The organism is Streptomyces sp. F63, assembly GCF_018070345.1.
GTDB lineage: Bacteria > Actinomycetota > Actinomycetes > Streptomycetales > Streptomycetaceae > Streptomyces.
The window spans coordinates 47353-66435 of sequence record NZ_JAGPXX010000017.1 but is presented as its reverse complement, the minus strand read 5'-3'; the positions used below and the strand labels follow the sequence as shown (position 1 = coordinate 66435).

General features: G+C 76.0%; 15 protein-coding genes. 5 read left to right on the top strand and 10 right to left on the bottom strand.

Going from position 1 to position 19083, the window contains the following annotated elements; all coding sequences use genetic code 11:
• Nucleotides 1-280: 280 nt before the first annotated feature.
• The gene (locus KBZ10_RS18435; RefSeq protein ID WP_210988746.1) at nucleotides 281-1054 is read right to left on the bottom strand and encodes an NAD(P)-dependent oxidoreductase; all 774 of its coding nucleotides are present in this window, start codon (nucleotides 1052-1054) and stop codon (nucleotides 281-283) included.
• Between the two features lie 90 nt (nucleotides 1055-1144).
• On the opposite strand from KBZ10_RS18435, the gene KBZ10_RS18430 reads away from it, so the two are divergent.
• Both KBZ10_RS18430 and KBZ10_RS18425 read left to right on the top strand, forming a co-directional pair.
• Nucleotides 1145-1819 carry a TetR/AcrR family transcriptional regulator gene (locus KBZ10_RS18430; protein ID WP_374223370.1) on the top strand — a complete coding sequence of 225 codons (675 nt, stop codon included), beginning with the start codon at nucleotides 1145-1147 and terminating at the stop codon, nucleotides 1817-1819.
• Nucleotides 1820-2454: 635 nt separating this feature from the next.
• Nucleotides 2455-3663 carry a PP2C family protein-serine/threonine phosphatase gene (locus KBZ10_RS18425; protein ID WP_247702575.1) on the top strand — a complete coding sequence of 403 codons (1209 nt, stop codon included), beginning with the start codon at nucleotides 2455-2457 and terminating at the stop codon, nucleotides 3661-3663.
• A 14-nt stretch (nucleotides 3664-3677) separates the two neighbouring features.
• Here the strand turns inward: KBZ10_RS18425 and KBZ10_RS18420 are convergent, their stop codons facing one another.
• From KBZ10_RS18420 to KBZ10_RS18405, 4 genes are all read right to left on the bottom strand, one after another.
• The gene (locus KBZ10_RS18420; RefSeq protein ID WP_210988745.1) at nucleotides 3678-4187 is read right to left on the bottom strand and encodes a restriction endonuclease; all 510 of its coding nucleotides are present in this window, start codon (nucleotides 4185-4187) and stop codon (nucleotides 3678-3680) included.
• A 430-nt stretch (nucleotides 4188-4617) separates the two neighbouring features.
• Nucleotides 4618-5673: an ABC transporter ATP-binding protein gene (locus KBZ10_RS18415; RefSeq protein ID WP_210988744.1), complete on the bottom strand. Its 1056-nt coding sequence runs from the start codon at nucleotides 5671-5673 to the stop codon at nucleotides 4618-4620.
• Nucleotides 5670-7151 carry an iron ABC transporter permease gene (locus KBZ10_RS18410; RefSeq protein ID WP_247702574.1) on the bottom strand — a complete coding sequence of 494 codons (1482 nt, stop codon included), beginning with the start codon at nucleotides 7149-7151 and terminating at the stop codon, nucleotides 5670-5672. Before KBZ10_RS18410 ends, KBZ10_RS18415 begins: the two co-directional genes overlap by 4 nt.
• A gap of 120 nt (nucleotides 7152-7271) precedes the next feature.
• Nucleotides 7272-8306 carry an iron ABC transporter substrate-binding protein gene (locus tag KBZ10_RS18405; RefSeq protein ID WP_210988742.1) on the bottom strand — a complete coding sequence of 345 codons (1035 nt, stop codon included), beginning with the start codon at nucleotides 8304-8306 and terminating at the stop codon, nucleotides 7272-7274.
• Between the two features lie 284 nt (nucleotides 8307-8590).
• Here KBZ10_RS18405 and KBZ10_RS18400 point away from each other — a divergent pair, with 284 nt between their 5' ends.
• Nucleotides 8591-11302, top strand: coding sequence for an AMP-binding protein (locus tag KBZ10_RS18400; protein WP_307847500.1), 2712 nt, complete (start codon nucleotides 8591-8593; stop codon nucleotides 11300-11302).
• A 111-nt stretch (nucleotides 11303-11413) separates the two neighbouring features.
• On the opposite strand, the gene KBZ10_RS18395 is transcribed toward KBZ10_RS18400, so the two are convergent.
• Nucleotides 11414-12556, bottom strand: coding sequence for a site-2 protease family protein (locus KBZ10_RS18395; protein ID WP_210988740.1), 1143 nt, complete (start codon nucleotides 12554-12556; stop codon nucleotides 11414-11416).
• Between the two features lie 315 nt (nucleotides 12557-12871).
• Here KBZ10_RS18395 and KBZ10_RS18390 point away from each other — a divergent pair, with 315 nt between their 5' ends.
• Together KBZ10_RS18390 and KBZ10_RS18385 are read left to right on the top strand one after the other, a co-directional pair.
• The gene (locus KBZ10_RS18390) at nucleotides 12872-14707 is read left to right on the top strand and encodes a serine/threonine-protein kinase (RefSeq protein WP_307847499.1); all 1836 of its coding nucleotides are present in this window, start codon (nucleotides 12872-12874) and stop codon (nucleotides 14705-14707) included.
• A gap of 680 nt (nucleotides 14708-15387) precedes the next feature.
• Complete coding sequence (locus KBZ10_RS18385) at nucleotides 15388-15744, top strand: hypothetical protein (RefSeq protein WP_210988738.1); 357 nt, start codon at nucleotides 15388-15390, stop codon at nucleotides 15742-15744.
• A gap of 71 nt (nucleotides 15745-15815) precedes the next feature.
• On the opposite strand, the gene KBZ10_RS18380 is transcribed toward KBZ10_RS18385, so the two are convergent.
• The 4 genes from KBZ10_RS18380 to KBZ10_RS18365 form a co-directional block, all read right to left on the bottom strand.
• Complete coding sequence (locus KBZ10_RS18380) at nucleotides 15816-16250, bottom strand: lasso peptide biosynthesis B2 protein (RefSeq protein ID WP_210988737.1); 435 nt, start codon at nucleotides 16248-16250, stop codon at nucleotides 15816-15818.
• Nucleotides 16247-16504 carry a lasso peptide biosynthesis PqqD family chaperone gene (locus KBZ10_RS18375; RefSeq protein ID WP_210988736.1) on the bottom strand — a complete coding sequence of 86 codons (258 nt, stop codon included), beginning with the start codon at nucleotides 16502-16504 and terminating at the stop codon, nucleotides 16247-16249. The genes KBZ10_RS18380 and KBZ10_RS18375 overlap by 4 nt, the downstream gene beginning before the upstream one ends.
• A gap of 164 nt (nucleotides 16505-16668) precedes the next feature.
• Nucleotides 16669-18570 (bottom strand): lasso peptide isopeptide bond-forming cyclase, encoded by a 1902-nt coding sequence (locus tag KBZ10_RS18370; protein WP_210988735.1) that lies wholly within the window; start codon nucleotides 18568-18570, stop codon nucleotides 16669-16671.
• A gap of 20 nt (nucleotides 18571-18590) precedes the next feature.
• Nucleotides 18591-18701, bottom strand: a complete 111-nt coding sequence (locus KBZ10_RS18365) for a keywimysin-related RiPP (protein WP_107046866.1) — start codon at nucleotides 18699-18701, stop codon at nucleotides 18591-18593.
• Between the last annotated feature and the right edge of the window lie 382 nt (nucleotides 18702-19083).

Sequence of the window (19083 nt, the reverse complement as noted above, 5' to 3'; positions counted from 1 at the left end):
TACCCGGGTGGCGAGGGGGGTGCCGCCCGGGCGATCCCGATGGTGATGCGCTCCTCTCTTCCGGTGATCAACGTGGTGATACCGCTCCGACGGCTCCTGGAGCCGTACGGCCCGGCCGGCGGCGCCGGGGCCCCTTTCCCACTGCCGGCCCCATCGCCGCACCACCGTGCCGCCCTGCTCACGCGGTCGTCGCTGCCGCGTCCCGTCGGCTCCGCCTTCGGTTACACGAGAAACGTTAGCTCCGGTATCCCCGAATGTCTACAACGGCCACAGGAGGTTTTCAGGACCGGCGGCGGCTCCACCGGCCCGGCGCCGGCTCCGGCGCCGGCTCCGGCTCCGGGGCGCGCCCGCCGGGAGCCCCGGCGTGGGCGAGCGCGCCGGGCGTGAGGCGGCCGACGATGGCCGGGGCCTCCCGGACGAGCGTGTCGTCGGTGAGCGCCTCCACCATGAACAGCGCGAAGTCCACGCGGCGCGTCAGGTTGCCGGAGAGCACCGGGTCGCCCACGTGCCGGCTCCACACGGGCAGGCCCTGGCTCTCGCCCTCCTCCAGAGAGCTGCCGCGCACCACGGTCCACCGGGTGTCGCTCGCGAACACCCGGCGGCAGGCCTCCACCTGGTCGTCGATCTCGACGTAGCGGAGGAGCCTGCCCAGGCGGGCGGCGATCCGGACGGCCGTCGTGAAGCCCCGCCTGTACCGGTCCTTGCCGTCACGCGTGATGTGCCAGCCGCAGGAGAAAACCAGGCGCGCGCCCGGCCGGGCGTGGTCGAGCACCGCCTGCGCCGTGCCCGACGCGTACTGCCGCACGCCCCAGGGCACCAGCACCGTCAGCACGCCGTCACACCCGGCGACCGCCCGCCGGATCACCTCCGGATCATCGGTGGGCCCGGGGACGACGGTCATCCGGCCTTCGAACGCGGCCAGCTTCGGCACGCTGCGCTCCCTGCACACGCCGACCACCTCGTAGCCGCGCTCCAGCGCGTGCCGCACCATGTACTGCCCGAGCTTCCCCGAGGCTCCGACGATGCAGACCCTCTTCACACGATCCGTGCCCATGACGCAGCCCCTCACCGGATGTCAACCTTACGATGTAAGGCACGCTAGCCTTATGCCGTAAGGCAGTCAAGGGGAGCGAAGGGAGGGCGGATGCGCGAGGGAGCCGGGGGCCGGCGTGGGACGCTCAGCCGCGAGCGGGTGATCCGCACGGCGATGGCGGTGGCGGACGAGAAGGGCTCGGCAGCGCTCACCATGCGGGCCGTCGCCCGGCCCCTGGGCGTCGAGGCCATGTCGCTCTACCACCACGTCACCGGCCGGGAGGACCTCCTCGACGGCATGGTGGACGCGGTGTTCGGGGAGATCGACCTGCCACCGCGCGACATGCCCTGGAAGAGCGCCATGCGCCGGCGCGCGGTCTCCGCCCGCGCCGCGCTCCGGCGCCATCCGTGGGCCGTCGCCCTGATGGACTCCCGCACCCGGCCCGGGCCGGCGACCCTGCGCCACCACGACACCGTCATCGGGCTGCTGCGCGCCGGGGGGTTCTCGGTCCCCATGGCCGCGCACGCCTTCTCACTGATCGACAGCTATCTGTACGGCTTCGTGCTCCAGGAGCTGAGCCTGCCGTTCAGCGACGCGGCGGAGCTGGACGAGGTGGCGGGCGCCATCCTGCGCGAGATGCCCGCCGACGCCTACCCCCACCTCACCGAGCTCGCCACGGAGCACGCCCTCAAACCCGGTTACGACTACGCCGAGGAGTTCACCTTCGGCCTCACCCTCATTCTCGACGCCCTGCACCCGGACGAGGGGGCCGGCGCCCGGAGTTGAGCCCTGTCCGGCCGCGACCCCGGGCCGCGGCCCGGTCCGGCGCGGCCCCGCGCAGGAAGAGAGCGACGACCTGCCGCACGGCCTCCCCGCCGGAGCCCCTCAAGGCGCGGCTCCGGCGGCATGGCGACGTCGCCGGGCATCGGCTCGGCGGCACCGGCCGGTCCGCGGAAGGCCGTGGCGGGGAATCCGGGATCGGCCTTCCGCGGCTCGCCCGCGGCCGCGGCGTCCGCCATGGGCGCGGCCGGGGGCGATGAGCCGCTCCACGCAGCGCCGGGAGATCTCCGGGCGGGTGGCGTCGTCCGGGCGGCGGGCGGCGTCGTGGACCCGCGGGCCCGGCGTGGAGCTGCCGGCGTGGAGCTGTACGTGCCCGGAGCGTGGACGGCCACCACCGGGTCCAGCCGCTCACGCGGGGCCTCCCCCGCCGCCATCGTGTCCGCAGCACCTCGCCCGCCTCGCCGGTGTACCGGCGGGACCGGCGACCGCGCGGGCCGCCGGCCGGTCGGCGGCGCATAGGCTGGAGGGCCGCCCGCAAGTCGATCTCTCGTTCCGGCGGACCCGGACACCGTCCCGCGGCGTGCCGCGGGGTGCGGCAAGGAGACGGGCGCGAGGGCTCCCGCCCGGATGGGTTCGGCCACATGATGCCTTTGTGCGACACCGCCCGGATGCTGACCTCACTGCTCGATGCCAGCCACACGGCGAGTCTCGCGCAGCTGCCGTCCCTGGCGGCCGAGCACGCCGGCCGGGTGGGCCTGCACCGTCTGCGGATGTACGTGGCCGATCTGCAGGAGGACGTCCTGCGGGAGGTGACCGGCCGCGGCCCCGACGCCGGTGAGGGCGGCCGGCAGCTGCGGATCGACGCCACCCTGCCGGGCCGCGCCTTCCGGAGCGTCCGGATCCTGCAGGCCGTCACCGGCGGCCGGCAGCAGTCCTGGGTTCCGATCCTGGACGGCACCGAGCGGATCGGCGTGCTGAGCTGCGAGCCCGCCGAACCCGGCCCGGAGGCCGAGGAGGTGATGGCGGGGCTGGCCTCGCTGCTGGGGCTGCTGCTGGTCAGCAAGCGGGCCGTCAGCGACTCGCTCGCCCGCCTGTGCCGCACCCGGCCGATGACGGTGTCCGCGGAGATGCAGTGGACCCTGATGCCGCCGAAGACCTTCGCCAACCACCGCATGATGGTCAGCGCGGCCATGGAGCCGGCCTACGAGACCGCCGGGGACGCCTTCGACTACGCCGAGGCCAACGGCACGGCCCACCTCGCCGTGTTCGACGCCATGGGGCACGACACCGCCGCCGGGCTGACCGCCAATCTGGCCGTGGCCGCCTGCCGCAGCGGCCGCCGGCAGGGCGCGGACCTGATCCGGGTCCGCGAGATGATCGAGGACACCCTCGTCGAGCAGTTCGGCCGCAGCCGCTACGCCACCGGCATCCTCGCCGACCTCGACCTCGGGACCGGGATGCTGAGCTGGATCAACTGCGGCCATCTCCCACCGGTGGTGATACGCGGCGGCCGCACGGCGACCACCCTGCGCTGCCGGCCCACGCATCCGCTGGGCACCGGGCTCGGCCTGCCCGTCACCCTCTGCCGCGACCAGCTGGAGCCCGGTGACCGGCTGCTGCTCTACACCGACGGCATCACCGAGGCACGTGCCGAGGGCGGCGAGCAGTTCGGCGTCCAGCGCTTCACGGACTTCATCATCCGCCACGAGGCCGGCAAGCTGCCCGTTCCGGAGACGCTGCGCCGCCTGGTCCACGCCGTTCTCGACTACCACGGCGGCGCGATGCGGGACGACGCCACCGTCCTGGTCTGCGAGTGGCCCGGCGCCGCGCCCGACCGCCTCCGGGACTGATCGGGCGGCGCCCGTCACTCCCACGGCGCCGGGCCGGCGCGGTCCGCCCACGCGACCAGGTCGGCTCCGTCGAAGCAGCGGATGCCGGTCCGCTCGGCGTAGTCGGCCGCCGGTTCGGTGAACGAGCTGGTGGTGACGAGGGCGGCGACATCGGCCCCGTGGACGGTGAAGCACGTTCCGCCGAACCGCTGCAGGTCCTGGGAGCCGACCTTGTTGGTCTCGCCGTAGCGCTTGCACTGGATGACGATCCGCCGCCCGTCCGGGCCGGTGGCCAGGACGTCCGCGCCCAGATCGTTGGCTCCGCCCACCACGCTGACGTCCGCGCAGCCGTCGCGTTCGCACAGCGCCGCGACCGCCTGCTCGAACGCGTCGGCGTCCATCGAGTCGCAGGCGCCGCGCGGCTCCCGCTCCGGACGCGGCTCCCCGGCCGCCTCCGCGGCCTGCTCCGGGCGGGGGTCCGCGGGCGGCTCCGGGGCCGCTGCCCGGTCCGTCTCCGGGCGCAGGCCGGGCAGCAGCTCCGGCATGGTCGCGCTCGGCGGCGGCCAGCTCCTCCTCCACCGGGACGGCGCCGGAGTGCCGGGCGGCCGCGGCCCGCGCCCGCCGCCGGCCGCGTACCACGGACGCCGCCAGGAAGGCCACCGGCGTCACGAGCGCCGCGATCACCAGGTGCCCCGGGGAGCCCGGGCCCGCCTGCCGCAGTGTCAGCCCGATGCCGCAGACGAGGGCGGCCAGCAGCCCGATGGTGGACGCCAACTGGCGTATGCCGAGCGGCCGTCCGCGCTCGGGCTCGGGCCGGCCGGGTGTGCGGCGCCGGGTCGGTGCGGCCATGGGCGGGATCCCCCCTGAGGTCCGAACGAAGATCGTTCCTGCCTCCTGCCCCGGGTCCGCGGATGTACGGCTCGTCGGGGCGGGACCGCAGGAACCGCCCCCGGCGTCCGAGGCCCGCCGGCCCCCTCAGCCGTGAAGCGCCGCCTCCCCCGTGACGCCGATGCCCGTCCGCTCGCCCGGCCGGACGGTCACCGGTCCGGCGACACGCACCTCCACGGGGCTGTCCAGCCCCTCCACCAGGACACGGACCATGGCGTCGTGCCCGAAGTAGCTCACGTCGAGCACCGTGCCGAGGGCCTCCGCCGCCGCCGTCCCGGTGAGCCGCAACTGCTCGGGCCTCAGCAGCACGGTGCCCTCCCGGGGGCCGCTCACCGCGCCGCCCTCCCCCGCGGACCCGGTGACCGGTATCCGCCCCAGGGCGGTGACGGCGGCGCCGTCCCGGGCCGTGGCGGGGAGCGTCACGGCCTCGCCGACGAAGCCCGCGACCCACAGGTCGGCCGGGTGCCGGTAGACGTCCTGCGGAGTGCCGCACTGGGCGACCGTCCCGTTCCGGACGACGGCCACCAGGTCCGCGGTGGACAGCGCCTCCTGCTGGTCGTGGGTGACCAGGACGGCGGTGGCGCCGGTGGCGCGCAGCGCGGCCCGGACGTCGGCCCGCACCTCCGTGCGCAGGGCGCTGTCGAGGGCGTTGAACGGCTCGTCCAGCAGCACCAGTTCCGGCCGCGGGGCGAGAGCCCGGGCCAGCGCCACCCGCTGCTGCTGGCCGCCGGAGAGCTCGTGCGGCATCCGGTCCCCGTAGCCGGCCAGCCCGACCAGGTCGAGCATCTCCCCGGTGCGGCGCCGCCGTTCCCCGCGGTCCTTGCCCGGGAGTCCGAAGGCCACGTTGCGGGCCACGCTCAGATGCGGGAACAGCGCGCCCTCCTGCGGGACGATGCCGATCCGGCGCCGCTCGGGCGGCACATGCGTGCCCGGGCCCTCCACCGTGCGGCCGGCCACCTCGACGGTGCCCGCGTCCGCCCGAAGGAAGCCGGCGATGATCCGCAGCAGGGTCGTCTTGCCGCAGCCGGAGGGGCCGAGCACGGCGGCCAGGGCCCCGGCGGGCACGGTGAGGCCGAGGCCGTCGAGCACGGGCGTGCCGCCGCCGTAGGACTTCGACAGGGCGGAGATGCGCAGTTCGGTCATGTGCGGTGCCTCCCGAGCAGATACGAGGGGACGGCCGCGAGGAGGATCAGCGCGGCGGCGTACGGGGCGGCGGCGGCGAAGGCCCCGGCGCCGGTCTCGGTCCACAGGCGGGTGGCCAGGGTGTCCATGCCGGTGGGGCGGAGCAGCAGGGTCGCGGGGAGTTCCTTCATGCACACCACGAAGACCAGCGCCGCCCCGGCGGCCACTCCGGGCGCCGCCAGCGGGACGGTGACCTCCCGCAGGGCCCGCAGCGGTGAGCGGCCGAGGGAGCGGGCCACGTCCTCCAGCACGGGCGGGGCCTGGAGGACGGCGGAGCGCGTGGCGGCCACCGCGACGGGCAGGAACAGCACCGCGTAGGCGGCGACCAGCAACGGCAGTTCCTGGTAGAGCGGGTGGGCGTAGCGCACGGCGAGGAAGACCAGGGCCAGGGCCACGGTGATGCCGGGCAGCGCGTGCCCGGCGTAGGCCGTCTGCTCCAGGAGCCGGGCGGCGCGCCCCCGGTGGCGGGCGGCGATCACGCCGACGGGCAGGGCCAGCACGGTGGTGAGCGCGGCCCCGGCGGCGGCGACGCCGAGCGTGGCCCAGGCGGTCTGGGCGAGGCGGGCGGGGTCCCAGGTCGCGGAGGAGCCGACGGCCAGCCAGTAGCCGAGGGTGCCGAGCGGCAGGGCGACGGCCACGGCCGTCACCGCGCCGCACCAGGCCAGGGCGGGGACCCGCCAGCGGCCGAGGGCGGCGGGACGGGCGGGACGGGCGCTGCCCGTGCCCGTCCGGGCGTGCCCGGCGCGCCCCCGGGTGCGGGCCTCGGCGGCGACGAGGAGCACGGTCATCACCACGAGGACGACGCTGAGGGCGGCCGCGGGGGTGCGGTCGAAGCTGGCGCGGTAGGAGGTGTGGATGGCGCGGGTGAAGGTGTCGTAGCGCATCAGGGAGACGGCGCCGAAGTCGGAGAGCACGTAGAGGGCGACCAGCAGCCCTCCGCCCGCGGCGGCGGGCCGCAGCTGCGGGAGGGTGACCCGCAGAAAGGTGCGGACCGGCCCGAGGCCCAGGGAGCGGGACGCCTCCTCCTGCGCGGGATCGGTGCCCCGCAGGGCGGCGGTCACCGGCAGGTAGACGTAGGGGAAGCTCACCAGGGTCAGCGCGAGGGCGGCTCCGGTGAACCCGGCCAGGCCGGGGGCGGCGGACAGCCAGGTGAACGCGGCGACGTAGCTGGGCACCGCCAGCGGCAGGGTCACCAGGACCGACCAGAACCGGGCGCCGGGCAGGTCGGTGCGCACGGTGAGCCAGGCCAGGGAGACCCCGAGCACGAGGCAGGCGGCGACGACGACGGCGGTGAGTCCCAGGCTCCGGCCGAGCAGCGAGGCGGTGCGCTCGGTCATGACGAGGTCCCAGGCGTGGCCGGGGCCGCGTTCCAGGGCGCGGACGGCGAGGTAGCCGAGCGGCAGCAGCGCGAACACCGAGGCGACGCTCGCGAGGATCATCAGGGGCCAGGGCGGCCGGCTCCCGGCACGCCGGTACCCGGCGGGCGCCGGGGCGCCGGCCGGGCCGGGTGCGGGGGCCGCCGGGGCCGCCGGGGCCGCGGGCGGGGAGGAGCGCATGGATCAGACCATGCCGACGTCTTGGAGCATGGCCAGCGTCTCCTGGAGGGAGTCCAGTTCGCCGAGGTCGATCTCGGGGCTGTCGAGGGAGTCCAGCGGCGGCAGGCCCTCGGTCTTCGGGTCGACCCCGGCGGCCAGCGGGTACTCCTTGGTCTCCTCGGCGAAGTAGGTCTGCGCCTTCTCGGAGAGCAGGAAGTCGACGGCCTTGCGCGCCTGCCCGCTCTGCCCGCTGCCCTCCAGGACGCCGACGCCGGCCACGTTGACCAGGGCACCCGGGTCCCCGCCGGGCAGGAAGCGGAGCTTCGCGGTGACCTTGTCCTCGCCCTTCTCGGCGACCCGCTCGTACCAGTAGTAGTGGTTGATCAGGCCGAGGGAGACCTCTCCGGAGTCGACCGCGTCGAGCACGGCGAGGTTGTTGGTGAACTCCTTCGCCCCGTTGGCCTTGAGGTCCCTCAGCCACTCGCGGGTGGCGTCGTCGCCCTCCAGGACCCGCATGCCGGTGACGAAGGCCTGGAAGGAGGCGTTGGTCGGGGCGTAGCCGACCTTCCCCTTCCACTTGGGCGCGGTGAGGTCGTGGACGCTGTCCGGGGCCTTCGCGGTCTTCTCCGGGTTGTAGGCGATGACGCGGGCGCGTCCGGAGACCCCGGTCCAGTCGCCCTCGCCGGAGCGGTAGGCCGGGGCGACCTTGCCGAGGGTCTTCTCCGGCAGTTTCTCCAGCCGGCCCTCCTTGGACAGGGCGCCGAGGGCACCGGCGTCCTGGGAGAAGAACAGCGCGGCCTCGCTCTTGTCGCCCTCCTCCAGGATCTGGGCCGCCAGCTCGGCGCTGTCGCCGTAGCGGACCTCGACCTCGCTGCCGACCGCCTTCTCGACCTCGTCGAGGATCGGCCCCACCAGCTTCTCGTTGCGGCCGGAGTAGATGACGAGCGCGGAGTCCTCCCCCGAGCCGCCCTGGTCGTCACCGCCGCAGGCCGCGGCCGCGGGCAGGAGGAGGGCCGCGGCGACGAGCGCGGCGAGACGGCGGGCCGGGGGGCGACGCATGGTGGTGCCTTCCTTGCAGGGCGCCCCCGGGACCGCGCGGGGCGCGGGCGGGAGGCGGCGGCTGGTCGATCGCCGCGGGGGGACGGGATATGCACCCCCATGGTTAAGGTAAACCTAACCTCACCGTCAAGTGTGATGTTCACCGCCCCCCCTCCGCCCCGCTCGCCAACGCCCTCGCCGGCGCCCCGGATCCCCCGGCCCCGGAGAGCCGCGCGGGCCGCGCGGGGCAGATCACACGTCCTGCGGGTTTTGGTTTTAGGTAAGCCTTACCTACGATGCGGCACGTGACGCACCACTCCGACCCGCCCTCCGACCGTTCCCCCGGCACCACCGCCCCTCCCTTCGCCGCGGACCTGACGGCCCACGGCGACCGCATCGCCCTCATCACGGCGGACGGCGAGCTGTCCTACCGGGACCTCGCCGCGCGGGTGGCGGCGACGGCCCGGCGTCTCGGATCCCGGCGGCGGCTGGTGCTGCTGGCCGGCACCAACACGGCCGGCGCCGTGGTCGCCTACCTCGCGGCCCTCGCCGGGGGCCACCCCGTGCTGCTCGTCCCGGGCGGCAGCCCCGGAACGCTGGACGCGATGATCAGCGCCTACGACCCGGACGTGGTGATCCGGCCCGTGGACGGCCGGTGGGAGCTGGAGGAACGGCACCCGGTCCCCGTCCACGAGCTGCACCCGGACCTCGCCCTGCTGCTGAGCACGTCCGGGTCCACCGGTTCGCCGAAGCTGGTCCGCCTCTCCCACGAGAACCTGCGGAGCAATGCCGAGGCCATCGCCCGCTACCTGGACATCCGCCCCACCGACCGCGCCGCCACGACACTGCCCCTGCACTACTGCTACGGCCTCTCCGTCGTCAACAGCCATCTGCTGCGCGGCGCCGGGCTCGTCCTCACCGACCTGTCGGTGGCGGACGCCTGCTTCTGGGATCTCTTCCGCGCCGCCCGCGCCACGACCTTCGCCGCGGTGCCGTACACCTTCGACCTGCTCGACCGGGTCGGCTTCGAGCGGATGCACCTGCCCCGCCTCCGCTACGTCACCCAGGCGGGCGGGCGGCTCGCGCCCGACCGCGTGGCGCGTTACGCCGCCCTGGGCCGGCGGGACGGCTGGGATCTGTTCGTCATGTACGGCCAGACCGAGGCGACCGCGCGCATGGCCTATCTGCCCCCGGAGCTCGCGGAGTCCCGGCCCGAGGCCATCGGCGTCCCGATACCCGGCGGCTCCTTCCGGCTGCGGCCGCTGCCCGGCACGCCCGGCCCGGGCACCGGCGACGGCACCGGTGACGGCACCGGCGAACTGGTCTACACGGGACCGAACGTGATGCTGGGCTACGCGCGGACCCCCGCCGACCTGGCGCTGGGCCGGACCGTCCGGGAACTCCGCACCGGGGACATCGCGCGCCGCGCGCCGGACGGCCTCTACGAGGTGGTGGGGCGGCACAGCCGGTTCGTCAAGATCCTCGGGCTCCGGATCGACCCGCAACAGGTCGAGGCGGTCCTCGGCCGCCACGGCGTCGACGCGTACTGCGCGGGATCGGACGAGGCCCTGGCCGTGGCCGTCACCGGGGAGGCGGACCCGGTCCGCGTCCGGCGCCTGGCGGCGGACGCCTGCGGTCTGCCACCCCGCGCGGTCCACGTCCGCCTCCTCCCCGAACTCCCCCGGCTCGCCACGGGCAAACCGGACTACCGGGCCGTACGGGAGCTGATCCCCGGCCGCCCGGGGCCCGGCGGCGGGAGCGCGGCGGAACCGGGCGGCGGCCCGGTGCGGGGGCGGCCCGCCGGCGCGGCCGGCCTGTGCGCGCTGTACGCGGAGGTCCTCGACCGGGACGACGTCACCGAGGACAGCAGCTTCACCGGTCTCGGCGGCGACTCCCTCTCCTACGTGGAGATGTCCGTACGGCTGGAGGAGGCCCTGGGCCGGCTGCCCGGGGACTGGCACGTCCGCCCCATCCGCGAGCTGGCGGCCCCCGCACCGCGGCGGGCCGGCCGGCGGCGCGCCCTGGAGACCGGTGTCGCCCTGCGCGCCGTCGCCATCGTCCTGATCGTCGGTTCCCACATACCGCTCTTCCTCGTCCAGGGCGGTGCGCACATCCTGCTGGGCGTGGCCGGCTACAACTTCGCGCGCTTCCACCTCACCGCGGCGGCCCGCCCGGAACGCGTCCGGCGCCTCGGGCGCAGCATGGCGCACATCGCCGTGCCGAGCGCGGTGTGGATCACCGGGGTGGTGCTCTTCGCCGACGGCTACGACCCGGAGAACGTCCTGCTGCTCAACAGCGTCATCGGGACGCACGAGGGCCGGCAGGAGTGGCACTACTGGTTCGTCGAGAACCTGCTGTACATCCTCGTCCTCCTGGCCGCCGTCCTGGCCGTCCCGGCGCTGGACCGGGCCGAACGCCGGTTCCGGTTCGGCTTTCCGCTGACGCTGGCGGCCCTGGCCCTGGTCACCCGCTACAACCTGCCCGGGTTCGACCTCCGGGCGCCGCATCTGACGGCCGTCGTCGTCTTCTGGCTGTTCGCCCTCGGCTGGGCCGCGGCCCGGGCCGGCACGGCCCGGCGGCGGCTGCTGCTGACCGCGGCGGTGCTCGCCACCGTCCCCGGGCTCTTCCCGGACGGCGAGGGACAGACGCTGCGGACCGTGGTGACGATGGCCGGGCTCACCCTGCTCATCTGGGTGCGGAGCCTGCCGAGCCTGGGTCCGCTCAACCGGATGGCGGGGGTGCTGGCCCACAGTTCGCTGTACATCTACCTCACCCATTTCCAGGTGTATCCGCTGCTGGAGGACCACTCCCCGCTGCTCGCGCTGATCGCCTCGCTCGCCGTCGGCGTGGCGTACGCCACCACGGTCACGCGCCTGACGCGGCGGCTGCCGGTCCTGACACGGCAGCGCGGGCGGGCCGCGCCGCGGCCCGGCGGGGAGACCGGGGACAACGGGGAGCCGCGATCGCACGGCACCGCCGCCGGACGCCAGGAGGCTTCCGCGCCGGTGGCCGCGTAGACCCCCGGGGCACGCGCCGGGAGCCTCTCCGCCGCTCGATCCGGCCGGGCGGCCGACGCGGCCCCGGCCCAGGGGCCGGTCACCTCGCCCCTCCGCCGGACCCGTGGGTCGTCACGGCCGGGGGCTCCACGGCGTGCCCGAGGTCAGCCAGGCCGTGATCCTGCTGATGTCCGAGGACGAGACGATGCCGGCCAGCCTGCCGTTCTCCATCACGAGGGCGCGGCGGGCGGGGCCGGCCTCCAGGAGCGGCAGGAGGGGGGCGAGCGGGTCGCCCGGGCCCGCGGTGGGGAGTTCCTCCACCGGCAGCATCACCTCCGCGAGCCGGGTGGTGCCCCGCTTCCCGGCGGGGACCGCACGGGCGTCGTGCAGCGTCACCAGGCCCACCGGGCGCCCGTCGTCCCCGACCACCGGGAAGGCCGAGTGCCGGTAACGGAACGCCGGGCTCTCCAGGAGATCCTCGACGGTCGCGGAACCGGGGGCCGTGACCGGGTCGGGGCTCATCGCCTCCCGGACCGACACCCCGGACAGCAGTTCCCGCAGCCGCGCCTGGCCGCCCTCCACCGTGGCCGCCGCGACCAGGAACCAGCCGATGAGCACAAGCCAGACCCCGCCGAAACCGGCGCCCAGCAGCACCAGGTAGAGCCCCAGGGCGACCAGCCCCCAGCCGAGCACGCGGCCCGCCGCCGACGCGACCGCCGTGGCCCGCAGGGGGTCACCGGTGCGCCGCCACACCACCGCCCGCAGCAGCCGTCCGCCGTCCAGTGGCGCGGCCGGCAGGACGTTGAAGAGGGCCAGCAGGATGTTGATGCCCGCGAGCCACGCGAGTGCCTCGGCGGCCAGTCCCGGTCCGGCGGCCGCGCCGATCAGCGCGGCCAGGCCCGCGAACAGGGCGCCGAGCAGCAGGCTGACGAGCGGGCCCGACCCCGCGATGCGGAGTTCGGCCCGGGGGTCCGGCGCCTCGCTCCGGAGGCGTGCGACACCACCGAGCAGCCACAGCGTGATGCTGTCGGCCTTCACCCCGTGGCGGCGCGCCACGAGGGCGTGCGAGATCTCGTGGGCCAGGAGCGACAGCAGGAAGACCGCCGCCGTGACCAGGCCCACGGTCCAGTACAGCCACGCCGGGTCCCCCGGGTGCGCCTCCGGAAGGCGCCCCTCGGCCAGTCCCAGGGTGAGCAGGGCCAGGATGACCAGGACGCTCCAGTTCACACCGATGCGGATCCCGGCCAGCCGGCCCAGCGAGAAGGTCTGTCCCACGGCAGCGGCCTCCCGGCGCTCGGCACGGTTCACGGACGGCGCATGAGTACCCGCCGCGCGGGAACGGAATCACTCTCCGCCCCGGCCGTGCCGCCGGAAGGGCTCCGGTCGGCACGGAGCTCCCGGAGGACCCGGTGCGCCCGGTGGGGCGTTTTGTGGACAGGCTGTTACGGATTCGGCGTTCTCCGAATCGCCGGGTGCTGCCATAGTCCTGTCAGGGGGACGCAACGCGCCAATCCGGCACGGAGTACACCGGTCCCCGAAGGCATCCACGACCGCAGGGGGGCGGCGATGGCCGGATCCGGCAGTTCCGACGTGACTCTTCCGCAGGGCCCCGGCCCGGTGTGGACGGTCCCCGGCTACACTCATCTCCGCGAGCTCGGCGCGGGCGGCGGCGGGCGCGTCGTGGTCGCCGTCCACGACGCCACCGGGCACCCGGTGGCCGTCAAGTACCTGAACGAGGAACTGGCCGCGGACGACGCGTTCCGCACCGCCTTCCGCACCGAGGCACGCCTGCTGGGCGGTCTGCGTTCCCCGCATGTGACGGGACTCTACGAATACGTCGAGGCCCCCGAGGGGGCGGCCATCGTCATGGAACTCGTGGAGGGCGTACCGCTGCGCACGCTGATCCGCCAGGAGGGGCCCACCGGCCCGGAGGCCGCACTGCTCGTCCTCAAGGGCTCGCTGCTCGGCCTGGCCGACGCCCACCGGGCCGGCGTCGTGCACCGCGACTACAAGCCGGCCAACGTGCTGGTGACGGAGGAGGGCCGGTCCAAGCTCGTCGACTTCGGCATCGCCGGGCGCAGCGGCGACCGCCGCTGCGGGGTCAGCGGCACCCCGCCGTACATGGCTCCCGAGCAGTGGAACGGAGCCCCGGCCACCCCGGCGACGGACGTCTACGCCGCCACGGTGACGTTCTTCGAATGCCTCACCGGCGAGAAGCCGTTCGCCGGGGAGAACCCGATGGAGCTGGCGCTGCGGCACACCACCGACCCGGTGCCGGACGAGCGGGTGCCGCAGCCCGTGCGCGGGCTGGTGCGGCACGGCATGGCCAAGGCGCCGGAGGAGCGCCCGCGCGACGCCACCGCCTTCCTCCGGGAGCTGGAGGAGGTGGCCGGGCGCGCCTACGGCCCCGGCTGGGAGGAGCGGGGCCGGGGCCGTCTCGCCTCTCTCGCGGCGCTGCTGCCGCTGCTCATCCCGCGGGCGGCGGAGGCGGAGGCCGGGTTCGGTTTCACGGACGCCGCCGTCACCACACTGCCCGGGCCGCCTCCGGAGGGCGCTCCGGCGCCGGAGGGCGGCCCGTACGACGGCGGCGGTCCGGCCGGAGGCGGCACGCCCCCGGACACCCTGGTCCTCCCGGAGGGCAACACCCCGCCGGGAGACGCCCGCCCGCCGGGGCGCGACCCGCGCGGACGGCTCGCCACCGCGGGCGCGCTGACGGTCGCGACGCTGGTGGTCCTCGGTTCGCTGCTGCCGGGAAGCTGGGCGGGAGAGACGGACCGGACCACGGCCACCGCCACCACCGCCCCCACCGCCCCCACCGCGCCGGGAACCACCGGCAGCCCGTCGGCATCGCCCTCCGGCGGCCCCGGCGCCTCCCCCTCCGGCACCGCCACGCCGGGCGGGGGCGGGGGAAGCCCGTCCCCGGGCAGCCCCGGCGGCGGCACCGGGGAGCCCTCGGGGAGCTGGTGGCCGTCCGCGTCCGCCGGAACCGGGTCCGCCACGGAACCCGCGCCGCACACCACCGCCCCCACGGGCGGCGGCACGACGGGCGGCGGCACGACGGGCGGCACCACCGGGGGCACCACCACCCCGCCCGGCCACGCGCAGCCGCCGCCGGCCACCGTGCGGCATGTGACGGTCCGCACCGGCTGGGCGGGCGGGACCCTCACGGGCCGCGTCACGGTGACGACCGACGGCGACGGACCGGTGGCCCTCTCCGCCCAGTGGTACGCGCAGGACTCCCAGGGCGCGCCGCGCCGCCCCTCCGGGTCACCGGTGTCCTTCCGCATCAGCGAGGGCGGTGAACCCTACTCCGTCGCCAACGGGGAGGCCCGGCCGCTCGACTGCCGGTGGTACGTCCTGGAGGTGACCACCGCGTCCGGCTCGGCCTTCCGGTCGGACCCGTGGTACGCGGACTGCCTCCGATGACCTCCGGCGGCCAGGGGGCCGGGCGCCCCGGGGACCCCCCCGGCCGGGTTTCCCGGCCCGGTCCCGGTGAGGCCGGCGAGGCGGAGACCGTCCGGCTGCCGGACGGCGCCCCACCGCCCGGAGACGGCCGCGCGGGCCCGGGCGGCACCGGGTCCCGGGTGCCGCCCGGGCCCGTGGCCGGGGACGATCTCACCTACTCGGCCACCGTGCTCGACCACGCCTGGGGCTCAGTCACCGCGGGCCCCGGGCCGGAACCGGGGCCGGATCCGGACCGGGACCCGGAACGGGACCGTGAGCGGGAACAGGACCCGGGCTCCGAGGAGCGGACACAGGTCCTTCCCGTGACCGGGCCGGAAGCCTTCCCCGCGCTCCGCCGCGGCGCGGATCCCGGCGGTCTCCCCGGCCCGGCGCCGGGCTTTCCCGCCACCGCGGGCGCGGCGCCGCGGCTCCCCGGAGTGCCGTACGCCCCGGACGGTGTGCTGCGCTTCGGCCCGGGAGTGCCCGCCCCGGCGCGGCCGTTGGACGGCGGTGCGCCGGGCGCCGGCCCCCCGCGCACACCGCACCCGCACCCGCCGCCGGCCGACGGCACGCCGGCCGGCCGCGGGCACGGCGGGCCGTCTCCGCACCCGCCGCCGGCCCGCCGGGGCCCGCGGTGGCCGCGCCGGTACGCACCGGCGGCCGTGATCCTGCTGTGCACCGTGGTCTTCCTCTTCTGGGACCGGCAGGGACCGGCGTTCGCCGTGACCGGGCTGTCCGTGCGGGCGAGCGCCGCCGACGGCTGCGGCACCACCGCGGACGTGGTGGCGCGGGTGCGCACCAACGGGCAGCCCGGGACCCTCCGTTACCGCTGGCTGCGCAGCGACGGCACGGCGTCCGGGCCGCTGCGCGAGCGGCTGGCCCGGGGGCAGCGGGAGGCACGGCTCCGGCTGCAGTGGACGTTCCGCGGCGAGGGCACCGTCCGGGCGACCGCCGAGCTGCGCATCAGCTCACCGGGGCGCCGCACGGCGTCCGCCGCCTTCACCTACCGCTGCGGCTGAGGGCCGGCCGTCGCCGTGCCGGTCTCCGCGGGGCCGGGCGTCCGGGGCGGCGTGGAGAGGAGACGAGAGGGTCATCCGCCGGCCCGCCGCCGCGGGGGGACGCTCAGCAGCCGGGTGAAGTAGCCGTCCGGCACCCCTTCGCCGACGGGGCGGCCGTCCGCCTCCAGCCAGGCGTGGGCGGTGAACGGCGGGACGACCCGCACCCCCGTGCACCAGGCCGGCCACATCCCCCAGATCCGGCACAGCAGCGCCGCCGCCAGCGAGCGGGGAAGACAGCCCTGCGGCCCGGCACAGAACAGGCTGACCGCGCACACCGCGTTCCGCGCCGCCAACGTGCGGTCCGGTGGGGCCGGGCGCGCACACCGGCGCACGGCCTCCAGCAGCCGCCGGATCCGGCGGGGCGGCAGCCGGGCGAGGAGGTACGCGAGCGGCAGCACGGCGCGCGCGGCCATCCGGTGGGCCAGGGGGACGCCGGCCGGCCGGTCCAGGGCGGCGGGGGTGCTCATGCCGTCACCAGGCCCGAGTCGCGCAGCGTCTCGACCAGGGCGGCCACATCACGCGCGGCCTGTTCGCGCCCGATCTCGAACTCGGCCACGAGCGCCTCCACGGCGTCCCTCTCCTCGCCCCCGCGCAGCAGGGCCTTCACCACCAGCGTGCCGGTGGGGTTGAGTTCCCAGTAGCGGCCGCTGCGCTGGTCCAGCAGGACGGTTCCGTAGTCGGTCTCGGCGGTGGACACATCGGCGGCGAACTGCAGCGGCATCTCTGCCTGGTCCTTTCCTGCCCTGACGGGCGGCCGGGCCGGGCCGGGACGGCTCTGCCCGGCCGGCGTGCGGAGGTCGGTACGGCGGACCGCGACTGCCGCGGACCGCGGACTGCGGTGCCGGGCCCCCGGCGCCGTGTGCGGAGCGTTGGCCCGGCGGCGGCTCAGGGCGGAGCCGGCACGGCGGGGTCCGGCGCGGGGCCGGGGACGGGGGCGGACGCGGTGGCGGACCCGGAGCCGGCGGCGGGCGTGAGGGTGCGCAGCCAGACCTCGCAGGCGATGGTCGAGTAGAGGATCGCCTCGCGCAGTCCGGGGGTGGCGGGCCGTACCGCCAGCATCCGGAGCCGGCCGGCGTCGACGAGGCCGCGCCGGGCCAGCTCGGAGTTCTCCCAGAGGGCCAGGAGGTCGGCCCGGTGCTCCCGCAGCCCGTTGGCGGCGTCCATCGAGGCGGTGGCCTTGTTCCGGCGGCTCAGGCAGACGCCGGGCACGACGCCGCGCATGGCCGAGGTGAGCAGGGGCTTGTACGCGAACGGGGTGACCCGGTCCGCGGGCCGGACGGCGAGGGCCGCCTCGATCACCCGGTCGTCGAAGAAGGGCGAGGCCATGGGCAGCCCGGCGCGGGCGGCCATCCGGTCCCAGATCCGCAGGATCCTGGTGCAGTCGCGGATGAGGTGCAGGTCGTTGTGCATGCCGCGGTCGGGTGCCAGTGGAGCGGCGTCCTCCGCGGCCCGGACGAGGGCCCGCCGGATCACCGCGTCGGCGTCCGGGGTGACCCAGTCGAAGAGCCGCGGCGGTGTGCCCCAGCCCAGGGCGCCGCTGACCGCGGGCGCCGAGGGGGCGCGCAGGTCCTGCACGGTGCCGGCGAGCCACTCCCCGTAGGGGCGGGAGTCCAGCAGGGCGCGGGCGGTGTCGCGCAGCGGCCAGTTCCACAGGGCACGGAAGCCGCGCAGCCGGCCGAGGGCCAGGAGCGGGCTGGTGCGCAGCAGCCGGTGGTAGTACGCCTCGGAGCACCAGGCGATGTGGTCGCCGCCGATGCCGGTGAGGTGCACTTCGCTGCCCCGGCTCGCGAGTCCGGGGAGGTGGTGCAGGACCCGGGCCCGGTCCATGACACCGATGGTGGGCTCGTCCATCGGGTCGTCGATGTCCAGCAGGCCGGTGTAGACGAGGGGCGAGGCGTCGGCGTCCCAGATGACGTGTTCGGCGTCCGGCAGATGCTCCGCGGCCTTCCGGGCCCAGTGCAGATCGCTGTCGGCCGGGTCGCGGCCGGGCCAGGTGCTCGCGATGACGCGGGCGGGGGTGCGCGCGGCGAGGAAGGTGACGCTGGTGGAGTCGAGGCCGCCGGAGAGGTCGCAGCTCACGGTGGTGGCGGAGCGGGTACGGGCGCGTACGGCCTCGTCCAGGGCCGTGCGCAGGTTCTCGGCGCCGTCCTCCGGGGAGCGGTCCGCCCCGGGCGGTGTCCACCAGCGGGTGGTCCGGCTGCCGCGGCCGCTCTGGGTGATGACGAGGGCGTCCTCGGGCGGTACGGCCGTGCCCCCCCGCCACACCGGGGTCTCGGCCAGCGGGTGAGGGACGGGCCAGAGCAGGCGGACGGCGAGTTCCTCCTCGTCCACGCCCGTTCCGGCCGCGGAGGCGAGGAGGTCGGCGCGGTCGGCGGCGACCACCGTGCCGTCGAGGGTGGCGTGGAAGACCCGGCGCAGTCCGGACGCGCTGCCCTGGATCCGCAGCCGCCCGTCGAGGTGGGCCACGAGGTGGAAGCTGCCGGGCAGCCGGCGGGCCAGTTCGCCGGCCTCGGTGAGGTCGCGCATCCGCTCGGCGCAGCGCTGGAGTTCGGCCGCCCCGGCCGGGCAGCAGCCGAGGACGGCGATGCCGGAGCGGCGGGCGCGGACGGCGGTGATCTCCCGGTCGTGCCACCGGCCGGCCAGCCAGGGCCGTCCGGAGGGGTAGGAGAGCACGCGGGTGCCGGGGGTGATGAGGGAGCGGGCCGCGGCGAGGGCCTCCGCACAGTCGGGGAAGACGGTGAAGTGGCCCTCGCCCGGGCGCGCGATCCCGGGGGATCGAGGCGTCATGGCTCAGGCGTCCGCGTGCCTCAGTTCTTGCTGAGGATCAGCCGGTCGTTGCCGTGCTTCCCCAGCAGTCCCGTCTTCTCCCGGAACCCGCCCAGTTCGACCAGGACCGGCGCCTCGTAGGCCTTGCGCATGCCATTCCTCCCTTCGCCGGGCGCTCGCCCTCCCCTCTCCGCCGGACGGCGCCGGCTCAGCGGAGGGAACGGTTCACCCCGCGCCCGCCGTTCCGGACTCCGGGTGGTGTCCTGGGAGAACCGCGGGCTGCAGAGAGAATTGGCGATGCGGACGGGCCGGAACAAGGCCGTAGCGGAATACCGTGTTCCAAACCGCCTGCTCGGGTGACAGGCCGTCAATCCGTTCCCCGCAGGGGCCCGTCACGGCCGGCGCCCGGCCACAGGCCGCCCGTACGGACGCGTGACCGACTCCGCACCGGGGCCCCTTCCGCCGCCGTGCCGCCCTTCCGGCCGGTGCGGCCGGGGCGCCGTGCGGGAGGGGGAACGCCCGTGACCAGGTCTT